11 protein-coding genes are annotated in these 13,142 nt (G+C 64.8%); all 11 read right to left on the bottom strand.

Features of this window, described 5'->3' with window-relative positions; translation table 11 throughout:
• Position 1: 1 nt before the first annotated feature.
• The 11 genes from flgK to AC1DPX_RS19485 all read right to left on the bottom strand — a co-directional run bounded on the left by flgK (position 2) and on the right by AC1DPX_RS19485 (position 13,089).
• Positions 2 to 1,456: a flagellar hook-associated protein FlgK gene (flgK, locus tag AC1DPX_RS19535; RefSeq protein WP_202358064.1), complete on the bottom strand. Its 1,455-nt coding sequence runs from the start codon at positions 1,454 to 1,456 to the stop codon at positions 2 to 4.
• A gap of 27 nt (positions 1,457 to 1,483) precedes the next feature.
• Complete coding sequence (locus AC1DPX_RS19530; RefSeq protein WP_477238913.1) at positions 1,484 to 2,740, bottom strand: flagellar hook protein FlgE; 1,257 nt, start codon at positions 2,738 to 2,740, stop codon at positions 1,484 to 1,486.
• Between the two features lie 79 nt (positions 2,741 to 2,819).
• Positions 2,820 to 3,488, bottom strand: coding sequence for a response regulator transcription factor (locus AC1DPX_RS19525; RefSeq protein ID WP_010911291.1), 669 nt, complete (start codon positions 3,486 to 3,488; stop codon positions 2,820 to 2,822).
• Between the two features lie 223 nt (positions 3,489 to 3,711).
• A complete protein-coding gene (locus AC1DPX_RS19520) occupies positions 3,712 to 4,299 on the bottom strand; it encodes a transglycosylase SLT domain-containing protein (RefSeq protein ID WP_202358066.1) in 588 nt (195 codons plus the stop codon).
• Positions 4,229 to 5,602 carry a flagellar hook-length control protein FliK gene (gene fliK / locus AC1DPX_RS19515; protein WP_477238911.1) on the bottom strand — a complete coding sequence of 458 codons (1,374 nt, stop codon included), beginning with the start codon at positions 5,600 to 5,602 and terminating at the stop codon, positions 4,229 to 4,231. Before fliK ends, AC1DPX_RS19520 begins: the two co-directional genes overlap by 71 nt.
• Positions 5,599 to 6,972, bottom strand: coding sequence for a chemotaxis protein MotC (locus AC1DPX_RS19510; protein ID WP_477238909.1), 1,374 nt, complete (start codon positions 6,970 to 6,972; stop codon positions 5,599 to 5,601). The genes fliK and AC1DPX_RS19510 overlap by 4 nt, the downstream gene beginning before the upstream one ends.
• Complete coding sequence (locus AC1DPX_RS19505) at positions 6,969 to 8,348, bottom strand: MotB family protein (RefSeq protein WP_477238907.1); 1,380 nt, start codon at positions 8,346 to 8,348, stop codon at positions 6,969 to 6,971. Before AC1DPX_RS19505 ends, AC1DPX_RS19510 begins: the two co-directional genes overlap by 4 nt.
• On the bottom strand, positions 8,345 to 8,965 hold the full coding sequence (locus tag AC1DPX_RS19500) for a hypothetical protein (RefSeq protein WP_477238905.1): 621 nt from the start codon (positions 8,963 to 8,965) through the stop codon (positions 8,345 to 8,347). The genes AC1DPX_RS19505 and AC1DPX_RS19500 overlap by 4 nt, the downstream gene beginning before the upstream one ends.
• Before the next feature lie 3 nt (positions 8,966 to 8,968).
• Positions 8,969 to 10,618 carry a flagellar basal-body MS-ring/collar protein FliF gene (gene fliF / locus AC1DPX_RS19495; protein ID WP_477238903.1) on the bottom strand — a complete coding sequence of 550 codons (1,650 nt, stop codon included), beginning with the start codon at positions 10,616 to 10,618 and terminating at the stop codon, positions 8,969 to 8,971.
• A 131-nt stretch (positions 10,619 to 10,749) separates the two neighbouring features.
• The gene (locus tag AC1DPX_RS19490; protein WP_202358072.1) at positions 10,750 to 11,820 is read right to left on the bottom strand and encodes a flagellin N-terminal helical domain-containing protein; all 1,071 of its coding nucleotides are present in this window, start codon (positions 11,818 to 11,820) and stop codon (positions 10,750 to 10,752) included.
• A 276-nt stretch (positions 11,821 to 12,096) separates the two neighbouring features.
• Positions 12,097 to 13,089, bottom strand: a complete 993-nt coding sequence (locus AC1DPX_RS19485; RefSeq protein ID WP_202358073.1) for a flagellin N-terminal helical domain-containing protein — start codon at positions 13,087 to 13,089, stop codon at positions 12,097 to 12,099.
• Positions 13,090 to 13,142 lie beyond the last annotated feature (53 nt).

Here is a 13,142-nt window from a genome sequence, read left to right as displayed (position 1 = left end):
ATTATCCCACCGCGTTCAAAAGGGCCGCCAGCATGTCGTCGACGGTCTTCATCATCCTGGCTGATGCCTGATAGGTATGTTCGAGGTCGAGCATCAGCGACATTTCCTGGTCGACATTGACGCCGGTCGCGTTGGATAGCGCTTCGGAGCTGCGCTGTGCCAGCGCTTCCTTTGCGTCGGCGGCGGTCGAAGCCTGCTGGCGCATGCCCTGGAGCCAGCCGATCGAATTGGCGGCGTAGTTGGAAACGCTGGACGTTGCCGAAATGCCGGCGGCGGGGTCGAAGGTCATCGGCTGGTCGAGCCGGTCGCCATAGGCAACCAGGAGGCTGGAATAGGAAGCGCCGCCTGTGGTGTTGGCGACATAGGCCGCACCGTTGGCGCCGCCGTCGCGCAGCAATGTCGGATTGCCGCCGGTGCTCGGATTCATCGCCGCATTGATGCTGATCGTGCCGGCCAGGCCATTGATCAGCGTGCCCGCGGCCGGTACCGCCGGCGCGCCGGACCAGGTGAACAGGCCAGCGGCGTTGGGCATCGAGGGCGCGGTCTCGGCAAAGGCCGTGATCAGCCCGCGCGCGGTCTCGTCGAGCTGGCTCTGCATGGTCGAGGCGACGCCGTCACGCAGCTGCAGCAGGCCGGCAAGCTTGCCGCTGGCGGTGGTGTTGCCGCCGCTTCCCGCCGAGACCGGCACATTGTCGATATAGATGGTGTTGCCGGGGGCTCCGGCTGCATAGCCGGCCGATGGCGTGAAGCTCACCGTGCGCGGTATGGTCTCGAACAGCGTGGTGCCGTCACCCGTGGTGATGACCATGTCGTTGTCGCCGCGTGTGAAGGTCGATATCGGAACATAGTCCGCGATCTTCTTCAGCAGCGCGTCGCGCTGGTCGAGCGCGTCGGAAACATCGGTGCCGGAACGGGTTCCGGAAATGACCGCCTGGTTGGCGTCCTGGAACTGGCCGAGCAGTGAGTTGAGGTCCTTGACCGCCGTGTCGATCTGGCCGTCGGTCTGGGTGCGGAAATCCTGAATGGCCTTGGAGCCTTCATTCAGCGAGCGCACGACCTGCTTGGCCGCGTCGATGACGCTGGAGCCAAGGTTCTGGTTGGACGGCGAGGTGGCGTAGAGCTGCAGCGCCTGCTGCAGATTGGCGATGGCCGTCGAGGGCGAGGAGGCGTTGTCGACGCCATTGACCGAAACGTCCAGCTGATCCATGCCGCTGTAGAGCGCGTTCTGGCCGCTATAGGCCGACAAGGCACTGAGATTCTGCCTGAAGAGCAGGTCGTTGGTGACGCGCTGGATATCAACCGAACGCGCGCCGGGCGCCGTGCTGGTGACGACGGCGATGCGGCGCGTGTAGTCCGGATTGGAGGCGTCCGAGACGTTGCGCGTGACAACGCTGGTCTGACGCGCGGTACTCATAAGCGCCGATTGGGCGATGCTCAATGCGGAAGATAACGACATGCTGGTCTTTCACGGGCCTTGCCCGGTTTATCTCTTCAGGTTGACAAGGACGTCCATCAGGTCGGAACCGGTCTGGAAGACTTTCGAGTTGGCAGTGTAGCTGCGCTGCGCCGCGATCATGTCGGTCAATTCCTCGGCGATATCGACGTTGGAATTTTCGAGTGCGCCGGAGATGATCGAACCGGCCTTGCCTTCATTGGCAAAGCCGACACGGATCGCGCCAGACTCGGTGCCTTGCGCGTAGACGTTGCCGGGCAGGGCCTTGAGCTGGTCCGGACTTTGCACATCGGCCAGTGGAATCTTGTAGAGCGCCTTGGTGGAACCGTCCTTGTACTGGGCGTAGATGGTGCCGTCCTTGCTGATCTGGATCTTGTCGATCGTGCTGGGCGCGTTGCCGTTGACCTGGGCGTCGGAAACCGTGAAGCCCGTGCCGAGCTGCGTCAGCTTCGACAGGTCGAGATTGAGGCTCGCGCCGCCCGGCACGGTAAAGGAAATGCTGGTGGGCGTACCGGTGAGCTTGCCGGTCGTGGTGTCGAAGGTCAGGTTGGCCGTGCCGAGTGCGCCGCCGGTGTAGGGGAACGATGTTCCCGGCGTCGCCTTCGACTGATCGAAAACCGCCACCTGCCAGGTGCCGGCACCGGTGTTGGTGAAATAGACGTCGAGCAGTTTCTTGTTGCCGAGATTGTCATAGGCGACCATCGACGACTTCGAGGTGTACTGCGCGGTGGCGGCGTTGGCGCCGGGCAGGTTGGCGGCGACGACAGGCGTCGCACCTGCCGGCAGATTACCGCTGAAACTGCCCAGGGTGCTTGGGGTCGCGGTCAATCCCTGGTCGGAAATGACGACCGGCTCCAGGCCTTCGAAGCCGTTCACTGTCGCCGCCGGAGTACCATTGGCGTAGCTGTAGGCCATCAGCTGGAAGCCGGCCGCGTTGACCAGCCTGCCCTGTGCATCGGGAACGAAGGCGCCGGCGCGGGTCAGGAAAGGCGTGCCGCTCGGATCCTGGACGACGAAGAAGCCATCGCCGCTGACAGCAAGGTCGGAGACAGAGGTCGTGTATTGCAGCACGCCCGGATCGCTGACAGCCTGCCGGATCGTGGTGGTGACGCCGCCGGAATTATAGGCGCCGCCCGTCGAGGGCATGATCAGGGTCGAGAACTCGGCCGAGGACCGCTTGTAGCCGGTGGTGTCGGAGTTCGCGATGTTGTCGGCGGTTGTCGACAGGCGGTTGGCCTGGGCGTTCATGCCGGAAACGCCGGTCCGCATCATTCCGTAGAGGCTCATCGAGATGTCTCCGCAATATCCATGCCACTGGCGGCGAGGCTAAGCGTCCTGTCTTGCGCGAGGCTGGCGCGGCGCGGCATCAGAAGACGAGCCGGTAGCCGAGGAAGCGTTTGGAATCGATCGGGTCGGTGCCCAGCTTCTCGCGCAGCTTCTTGCGCAATTTGCTGATGTGGCTCTCCACCACGTTCTCCTCGACCTCTTCGTCGAAGATGCCGTAGATGGCGTTGAAGACCTGGGTCTTGGTGACGCGCCGGCCACGGTTGCTCGCCAGATATTCGAGGATGCGGCGTTCGCGGCGCGGCAAGGGCAGCGGCTGCCCGTCGATCTCAGGGTCGCGGCCGTCCATGAAGATGCGCATGGCGCCGATCTCGGTGTAGGCGACATCCTCATGGGCGCGACGGCGGATGGCGGTGATGCGGGCCAGGATCTCTCTGATGTGGACGGGCTTGCGGATGACATCGTCAACGCCGCTCTCGAACAACCGCAGCGTGTTTTCCAGGGAATGCTGCTCGCTGAGCGCAATGACCGGAGCGCCGGTGCGGTCGCGGATCTGGCGCGGAGAGATGGCGCCGTCGCGGCAGTCGCCGATCAGGAAGGCCCGCACCGACCGCAGGTCGGTGTCGGCGGCCGAGTTGACCCACTCGCCGAATTCACCCGGCGCGAAGCCCGCGCAGGCAACGCCCTCGCGATCAAAAAGTGAATTGTATCCCTCAGTTACGAGCTCTCGCTCGTCAACGATCACGATCATCGGCCCCGCCTCCGAATCAGCACATCTGCCCCGTGGGGAAAGGCGTAACCGTTGGCGGGAATCCTGAACAACCGTCATTTCTTGTAACTAGTTTCTTGGGAGTCTGGAATCGCACCGGTTGCATTAGCGTGCAGCCAGATATGCTTGCGGCGGGAAGTTCTGAGCAAGTTCAAAACGGCAACCCGAAGCAGCGCGGTCGGCGTATTAGAAGCAGAAAATACGCTTACGGGTTGCAGAAGGCGCGGGCGTTGGTTGTCCATTTGCCGAAACCGGTGGCAACCATGTTGGCGATCACCCTGCACACATAGACCTTCTGCGCCGGGTCGTTGTCGGGGCCGGCATGGTAGCGGGCGACTGCCATCGACCAGGTCTCGTGGCGGGCATGGAGACTGGCCAGGAAACGCGCCGCGTAGTCGACGTTCTGGCGCGGGTCGAGCATGTCCTCGACGCTGCGGAAATGCGAGGAATGATAGTGGTGGTTGATCTGCATGCAGCCGAGATCGATCAGCGTCTTGCCCTCGCGCTGCGCGTTGGCGAAGGTGGCAAGAGCTTCGGCACGGCTCCTTGGGAAGATTGCTTTTCCTTCTATATTCAATGCGTTAGGCTGAAGGCTGCCTTTCTTGCCCGTCTCGGTCAGGCCGACGGCATAGAGGATGCCGGCGGGCACGCCGTAGCGGTCGGCGGCGCGCAGGATCTCGGGCTCGCAGGGATTGGTGGCGGCGAGGGCGGCGTTGGCGAGGCTAGATAAACATATCGCCGCCAGCGCGCTCGCGAGATGGCGAAGCGGCGCGGCCGTGGGCTTGCGCGTCATCATGATTACCCCTTGCGGACTGCTGGCCTGGTTGCTGGCCGCCGGCTCCATTGTTGCCGCCGCTGGAGTTTCCGGGCTGAAAGGCGGACTGGTCGCGGCCAGGCGCGGCAGTGAGCGAGGCGGTTGCATCCGTCCGGGTTGCAGCCGGAACGGCCACTGACGGTTGCATGATGGTGACCTTATCAACCTCGAAACCCAGCCCGCGCAGCGACTTGACGATAGCCTCGCTGTCGCTGGAAAGCCGGCGGTAGGCGTCGTGTGTTTCAGGCTTCAATTCAATCGAGAGTTGTTCTCCCGAGAGGCGAAGATGGGCGGTGACCATGCCCAGTTCGGCCGGGTGAAGTTCGATCTTCAACACATGTGTCGGAACGGCAACAGAGCCGGCCATCTGGCTGGTCGCGGAGGCTGTCGAAAACGCCGGCTGTGGGCCAACATCGGCCGCTACGGCGTTGATTACGTTGAGTGCTGCCTGGCTCATCGGCGCCTGCGGCGGGGCAGGGAAGCTGCGCTCGGAAACGACGTCGACGCGCGCCTGCGCCGAGAGCTGTTTTCCCGGCTCCGACCGCAACGAGGACTGGACGTCGGCGATGGACTTCAGCTGCGGCGGCGCCTGCTTCGGCTCGACGCCGGGCACATCGGCGGTTGTCGTCTCGGGCAGCGGGCCGGCGGCGATCGCATTGTCATGCCGTGGCGCGCCGGTGCCGGCGCTTGCGTCGCGGGCGGACTCGAGCTTCGTCAGCGGCCCGTCGACGAGCGAGACCCGCTCAGGCTTCGGCATCGGTTCGAGATCGTCGTGCCCGGCGGCGGATGCCGACCGATAGGCTTTCGACAGGAGCTGCCCGTCGAGCGCCGGTTCCTGTGCGGCCTCGCCCGCGTCGGCTGACTTGGCCGATGTCGAGAAATGGCGCAGATCATGAAACGCCATCAGCAAAGGCAGATGATCGTCGAGCGGCGTTGCGCCGGCGTCGGTCGTCGGCGTTTCGCTATCGGCGTCCTTGTCCGCTTCGACGTTCTTGCCGTCCTTCATGGATTTCGCCGCCGTCGATCCGGTGGGCATGGTCTGAGCCTTGCCGGACGGCATTGGCTCGCCCTCGCCCGCCTGCGCCGCGAGGCCGGCGGCAAGCTTGCTCCAGCGCGGATCGCGCGCGCCGTGTTCGGTGGTCGGCTGCTTTTCCGCCTGGCCCGCGCCGCCATGCACCATCTTGCCGAAACCAGCATCATCCTTCTTGCCGGACGCGGCCGGCTGCTCCGCGGTGCGGGCGGCGGTGAATCCTGGCAGGGCCGGGCCGAGGCTAGGGGTCATTTGGGGGCGGCTCCGAGCATCTGGTCGATCAGGTCGAGCTGTCGACGGGTTTTCATCATGGCGGCGTCGGTTGGATCGGTCGTGTCGGGGCCGGCGGATTTTGCCGGCGCCGATGCCGGCAGGACCGTCGCCGAATCGACTGGAGGCGCCGGTGTGCTCGGTGCGGCGGCCACCGTTCCGTCGGATGGTGGGGCGGCGGGCTGTTCGGAGGCGGCGCCCTCGACGGGCGGCAATCCGGCCTCGTCGGCGGCTTGCGTGGCGGCGACCTCGGATTTGGGCTGCGGCGCAAGCGGTACGGACACCGGACTTGCGGCCGGAACGGAAGCAGGCGGCGCCACCACCTCACCGGCGATCGCCTGAGCGGCGTCGAGCAGGGCGCGGTCACTGTCCGACAGTTTGCTGCGGTCGATCTTGCCGAGCTTGGTGCGCACATCCTCGATCGTACCGGACGTCACCGTGGACAGGCTGGAGTAAAGCTGGGCGCGCGGATCGCCCTGATTGGTGTTGCCGTCGCGGCCTTGCTCGGCGCGGGTGGAGGCGAAGGCCGACAATTCGCTGAGGCCGTCGATCGCGGCGCGGCGGGCGATGCGCAGATAGATCACCTTCTCGCGCTCGGGATCCATCATCGAGGTGATATCGGCGAGCTTGTCCTGGCTGATCGACATATGCAGCGTGATGACACCGGAGACGAAGGAATCGGCGAACTGGCTGGCATAGGGCGAATAGAGATAGCGCTCGACATACTGGGTGGAGACAAGCGCGAACCGAGCCGCGTCGCCCTGCGCCACGGCGATGCCCACCGAGCGCCGCAAGGCCGCTTCCTCGACCAGTGTGCCGGGGCTGAGCAGCTTGGCCTCGTCGAGCAGCGTCAGCGCCGCCGCCGGGTCGTCCGTCGCCATCAGCGATCCTTTGACCAGGGCAAGAAAGGCCCCGATGTCGCTCGGCAGCGTCATCGGATCGATTGGTCTCAGGACTTCAATAGCGCCGGCGGGCCGACCCACCAGATAGTTGATGACGCCCTTGGCGATCGACAGGTCTTGGGCATCCACCGAGTTGGCGCGAGAAACCGCCGCCTCGACCGTCGACGGATTGCCGCCGCTCATGCCGTAGACCAGGAGCGCGCGAAAATTCTTGGGGTCCTTGAAGTCGTCCGCGTCGGCTTCGCGCAGGCGCTGATCGGTCATTTCGAGCAGTTTGGCCTGCATCGGCATCGCGGCGTGATCGCCGGCGGCGATGCGGTCCTGGACGAGCTGCAGCGAGCGCACCAGCTGGTAGGGCTGCAGCGTGTCCTGGGCGAAGCCGGCCGACGGATATCCGGCTGCCAGCAGCAACAGGCCCATCAGCCGGCTGGTGATGGCCGCCCGCTTCATCCGCCGCTCGCCATCAGGATTTCGATGCGGCGGTTGGCCGCCGACAGGGGATCGGCCGGGTCTTTCGGCTGGCGGTCGGCGAAGCCGGCGACCTCGGTGATACGGCGTTCGTCGACGCCGCCGCGCACCAGCATGTAGTAGGCGGAATGCGCGCGCGCCGTCGACAGCCGCCAATTGTCGTAGCTGGCGCTGCGGAAGGGGCGCGCATCGGTGTGGCCGTTGATGCTGATGGTGCCCTTCTGGCTGTTGATGATGCGGCCGATCTTTTCCATCGCCAGCACCAGTTCGCGGCTCGGCACCGCCGATCCGACTTCGAACATGCCGAAGTCGAGCTGGTCGGTGATCGAGATGACGACGCCCTTGTCGGTGGCTTCGACCGAAACGCCGTCGTGTAGCTTGTCGCCGGGCTTGAAGGCATCGGCCAGCTGCCGCTTGACGTCGGCCGCGGCCTTTACGGCAGCGGCGGTCGGCGGCTTCTCCCCGGCTTCAGGCGCGGTCGTCTCTTGCGCGGCGGCTGCGGCATCGGCCTTGGCGGCAGCCACGGCCTTGCTGTCTCCCGTCTTGGCATCGCCGGCCTTGGCATCTCCGGTCTTGGTTTCGCTGGCCTTGGCCATCGTCGCGACGGTATTCTTGCCATCCTCGGCCAGGGGCTCGAGCGGTGCATCCTTGACGGGCGGCGCCGGCGGCACGGCCTTGACCTTGGCGACCTGCGTCTCGGCGGCCTTGTCGCCCGGCTTGAGCGGATCGCCCTCGATCTTGGGGCGCTGGGCACTCGCCTCGGCGGCGGGTGCTGCCACCTGCTGCGACCAGAAATCCGGTTCGAAGGGATCGCGGTAGGATGCGCCGCCCGAGGCGCCTGTGGCGGGACCGGCGTTCTGCGCGCCGCCGTCACCCTTCTGGCTGACATTCTGCATGACGCCGGTGTCGGTGGCGATTTCGGAGAGCACGGCGTAAGGATCGGCGAACAGATGATCGTCGGACTGCTCGGCCTTGTTCGGCTCCTGCTTGTCCTGCTTGCGGTTGGATGAGCCCGCCGCGCCGATGCCGTCCTGTCCGGATTTGGTCGTCGCCTCCTGCGGGTCGTCGGTCGTCATCCCCACCGCGCGCGGCCCATTGCCGAGATCCTCCAGGCCCTTGCGGCTCGACTCGCGGTCGACGAGCTTGACGGGGTTGAAGTAGCTGGCGACGGCCGCCTTGGTCTGTTCGTTGGCGGCGTTGATCAGCCACATGACCAGGAAGAAGCACATCATGGCCGTCATGAAGTCGGCGAAGGCGATCTTCCAGACGCCACCGTGATGGCCCTCGTCATGGTCGTCATGTGCCCGCCGCACGATGATGATCTCGTGCCTGCCGTGATCGGCATCGACAGCACTCATGACAGGACCTCGGAAAGGGTCGCCGACCATTCGGCGATGCGTGTCTCGAACACGGCCTCGTCAATGTTCACGGTCAGGTCGAAGCCTGGCGCCTCGATGAAGTCGAGATTTGCAATGCGTGGTCCAAGCGATGCCTTCAGCGTTTCGAACAGCGACAGTGGCCCGCGGACGGCGATGCGCACCGCTTCGCCGTCGCCGACAGCTTCGCGAATCGCGCCGGCAAGCGCTTCAAGCGAGCGCTTCTGCAGATCGTCGCTGACAACGCCGCCGATGATGCGGGCGACCGTGGCGGTGACAAGGTCTGTCACGCGCGCCTCCATGGCGTCGATGCGTAGCGAGACCGCCTTGCCGATATCGCCGCCGAAGCTTTCGAGGAAAACCCTCGCTTCCTCGGCATTCGCCTGGCGCTCCGCTTCCAGCGCCGCGTCATGGGCCGCGACGAGCCGTTCCGCCAGCGCTGCCTCCGCCTGGGCAACCGCCTCGGCGATCAGCGTGCCGATATCGGCCTCCGGTGCGGATATCTCCGGTCTGTGCTCGGACGCGGCCTGCGGCTGGCCGGCACGCGGCGCGCGCGTACCGAAATCAGGGAGAAGATCGAAAAGCGCTGCGGAGGCCATGGTTTACGCCGCGACTTCCTGGGCCGCCCATTTGCGCAGGATCTGCGCTGTGCGCTCCTCGTTGAGGTCGACCATGCGGGCAAGCCGCTCCTGTGGCGCCGGTCTGATCTTCTGGCGAAGATCATCGAGCGGATTGACGCCCGGCCGCGACCCGGGCAGGGCGCCGATGGCGGCACCCGCATCGGCGGACGCGACCGCTTCAGGCGTCGGCAGCGAACGCTGCACTTCATCGAAGTTCGGGCCCGACAAAGCGGGCGTCGCTTTTGCCGTCAGCGCGGCCGCCATCGGCCGCAGGCCGAAGAAGGCCACCAGGAACACCACGACGATGAAAGCGGCGGCGTTGATCAGCGTGCCGGCGTGCTGGCCGACGGAATCCAGCATTCCAGCCTGCGGGATCGCTTCGCCGTCCAGCCCGTCGATGAATTCGACCGCCGAGACGTCGATGACGTCGCCGCGCTTGTCGTCGAGGCCGGTGGCCGACGTCACCATCTTCTGGATCTCGGCGACGCGCTTGGCGATCTGCTCCGGTGTCGCGTCCTTGCCCAGGATCGCCTTCAGCCGGTCCTGGTTGACGACGACGGCGATCGACATCTTGGTCACGGTGTAGCCGTTGGAGACGGTGGCGATCTTCTTGGAATTGATCTCGTAATTGGTGATCTCTTCCTTGCGGTCGTTCGCCGAAGAGGTCTGCGGACCCTCGGTGCTGGTCGCCTGGGTCTCCGGCAGGTTCTGTTCGACGCTGGCCGGGGTCGAGGCCTGCTTCTGGTTGCTGTTCTCGTTGGCGCGCACCGACTGCACCGAGCGCTCGACACGTGAATTCGGATCGAAGATCGTCTCTTCGGTCTGGCGGGTGTCGGTGTTGACCTCGGCCTTGACGCTGGCGCGGAAATTGTCGGGTCCGAGATAGGGGGTGAGCGCGCGGCGGATGTTGTCGCCGATCTGCGCCTCGACGGTCTGCTCGACGCCGAGCGTGCGGGCCGCACTGGTGTTGGAGGGATCATCGCCGGCGGCGAGCAGGTTGCCGTTGGAATCGAGCACCGTCACCTTGTCGGCCGACAGGCCAGGCACGGCCGCGGCGACGAGATGGCGGATCGACTGGGCGCTTTTCTCGGCGTCGATGCCGGCATAGCGGATGACCACCGATGCCGAGGGCTGCTGTTCGTCGCGGCGGAAATTGGCGCGCTCGGACATGACGATGTGGACGCGCGCTGCCTTGATGCCCGATATGGACTGGATGGTGCGGGCGATCTCGCCTTCCAGCGCGCGCACGCGGGTGATCTGCTGCATGAACGAGGTCAGGCCCATCGCGCCGACATTGTCGAACAGCTCGTAGCCGGCATTGGCGCTGGTCGGCAGACCCTTTTCGGCAAGCAGCATGCGCGCCTGCGCCGTGGTGCCGGCCGGCACCAGAACCGAGGTTCCGTCGGCGCCGACGTCGAAGCCGATACCGGCCTCGCCCAGCACCAGGCCGATCTGGTTCACGTCGGAGCGGTCGAGCCCGACATAGAGCGTGTCGTAGGCTGGACGGTTGAGGTAGACCGAGGCGATGCCGATGACGCCCATCACCAGAACGGCAATGCCCGCCAGCATGGCGAGGCGCTTCACACCAAAACCGCGGAGATTCGAGATGATGCTCTGGATCTGTTCCGGCACGATAGAGCGACTCCCAGCATGATTGTCCGCCGGAACACTAGCCCTCGAAGCTTGTGCGAAAATGAAATCGGGCCGCGCTTGCGGCGCGGCCCGTGAAATGGAGGGAGCAGTGTCTGGCTGCTATGGCCGGATCAGCCGTTCTTGAACAGTGACAGGATCGACTGCGAGGAGCTGTTGGCGATCGACAGCGACTGGATGCCGAGCTGCTGCTGCACCTGCAATGCCTGCAGGCGGGTCGATTCCTTGTTCATGTCGGCATCGACGAGCTGGCCGACGCCGCGGTCGATGGAGTCCATCAGGCTCTGCGTGAAGGTCTTCTGCAGGTCGATGGAGCTCTTGGCGGCGCCCAGGATGGTGGCCTGGTCGGTCAGCTGGCTCATGACCTTGTCGATCTTGCCGATCATCTGGGTGATGATGTCGTCGGTTACACCCGCTGCCGTGATGTCGAGATTGAAGGCGGAAACGTTGTCGATCCTGGGGACCACCGCGCCCGCAGCCGTCTGGCCGGCGGTGTTGGCAGCGATGTCGGTCTGTCCACCAGCGATCGCAGCCGCATAGGCGGTGTCGTAAAGGTTCTGGGCGGCCGCCGTCGCGTATACGGACGTCTTGCGGTCGAGCGTGCCCTGGTTCTTGACGGCGGTGGCAAGACCGTTGTCGAACAGTTTCGTGCTCTCGACATCGATGTCGATCGTTCCGAGCGAGATGGCGCCGGAGGAGGAGCGATTGAAGGCCGCGACGATCTTGGCGTCGGGCTGGACGCCGTCATTGGGGGCAGAGACCTGCGTTGACGTCACCGAGAGATAATTCGAGCCCGAGAAGGTGGCGGCATCGGCAAAGGACTTCATCTGCGCCTGAAGCGTGGTGATTTCCGTCTGCGTCTTTGCCTTGGCCGCGGCCGTCTGGCCGATGGTGGAGAGCAGCTTGGTCTTGAGCTGACCGATCGACGTCAGAACATTGTTCATGCCGGTATAGGCGGTGTCGACTTTCGAGGCGCCGAGGCCGAGCGCGTCCTGCACCGTCGACAAGGCTGCGTTGTCGGAGCGCATCGTGGTGGCGATCGACCAGTAGGCGGCGTTGTCGGAGGCCTCGGAGACCCTGTAGCCCGTCGAGATTCGCGCCTGTGTCTGCTCGAGCGATTTGTTGGTGGCGTTAAGGCTTTGAAGTGCCGTCAACGCCGCAGCGTTTGTCATGATGCTCGCCAAGAAACTCGCTCCTTTTTCCCAGGCCGGTCTTTGTCAAAGCCGGCATTGCCCTCGCGAGCCGCTGGCCCGCCCATCAATTGCCGTCGCCCGACCGGGCCGATTCGCCAATCCGTTGTAAGCTATTGGTTAACCATGACTAGCGCGTTATGGTTAACGGCCTGTTAAAGGCTCGCTTTCGAGGGGGTAAGAAACGAGGGTTGCGCGGGGCTGGAGCAAACGCAAAACGGGCCGCGCTTTTGGCGCGGCCCGTTTCCTTGATTGGTCGGTCTAGGGCGATCAGCCGCGGAAGAGCGACAGGATCGACTGCGACGAGCCGTTGGCGATCGACAGCGCCTGGACGCCGAGCTGCTGCTGGACCTGCAATGCCTGGAGGCGGGTCGATTCCTTGTTCATGTCGGCATCGACGAGCTGGCCAACGCCGCGATCGATGGAGTCCATCAGGCTCTGCGTGAAGGTCTTCTGCAGGTCGATGGAGCTCTTGGCGGCGCCGAGCTTGGTGGCGGCGGTCGTCATGTCCTTGAGCGCGGCATCGACGACGGTCATCATCTGCGAGATCTGGCTGTCGCTGGCGGCAGTGGTGCCCGAGAAGATCGACAGGCTGGCGACCGAATAGGTATCGGTGGCCGCAGCCGCAGCACCCAGGGTCGGAGCCGAAGCCGTGGCGGTCTCGGCGCCGGAGACGCCGAGCCGGTTGGCGTCGAGGATGCCCTTCGACGTTGCGGCCGTGCCGGCTTCATACAGCTTGATGCTTTCCACGTTGACGTCGATCGTCGAGATCGAAACCGCGCCGGCGGAGGTGCGGTTGAAGGCCGAAACAACCTTGACATCCGCAGCGGTGGTGGCCGTCGCGCCGCTGTTTACTGACAGCATGTTGGTGCCGGAGAAGGTGGCGGAGTCGGCGTAACCCTTCAGCTGTGCCTGAAGGGCGGCGATTTCCACCTGGGTCTTTTCCTTGGCGGCGTCGGTCTGGCCGTAGGACGCGGTCAGCTTCTGCTGGATCGAGTTGATGGTGGTGATCGCGCTGTTCATGCCGGTGTAGGCGGTGTCGACCTTTGAAGCGCCGAGGCCGAGCGAGTCCGAAACGGTGGACATGGCCTGGTTGTCGGAGCGCATCGTGGTGGCAATCGACCAGTAGGCGGCGTTGTCCGAAGCCTGGGAAACGCGATAGCCCGTCGAGATGCGGGACTGGGTGGTGTCGAGGCTCTTCTGGGTGGCGTTAAGGCTCTGCAGCGCCGTCAAAGCGGCGGCGTTCGTCATGATACTGGCCATGGCTACTCGTACCTTGTTTTTACAGGTGTTTTTTTGACATACCGGTTTGTCCG

The sequence above is a fragment of the Mesorhizobium sp. 01N446 genome, from assembly GCF_056399285.1.
Note: the sequence above shows the minus strand (reverse complement) of the source record. Positions and strands in the feature narration are given on the sequence as shown.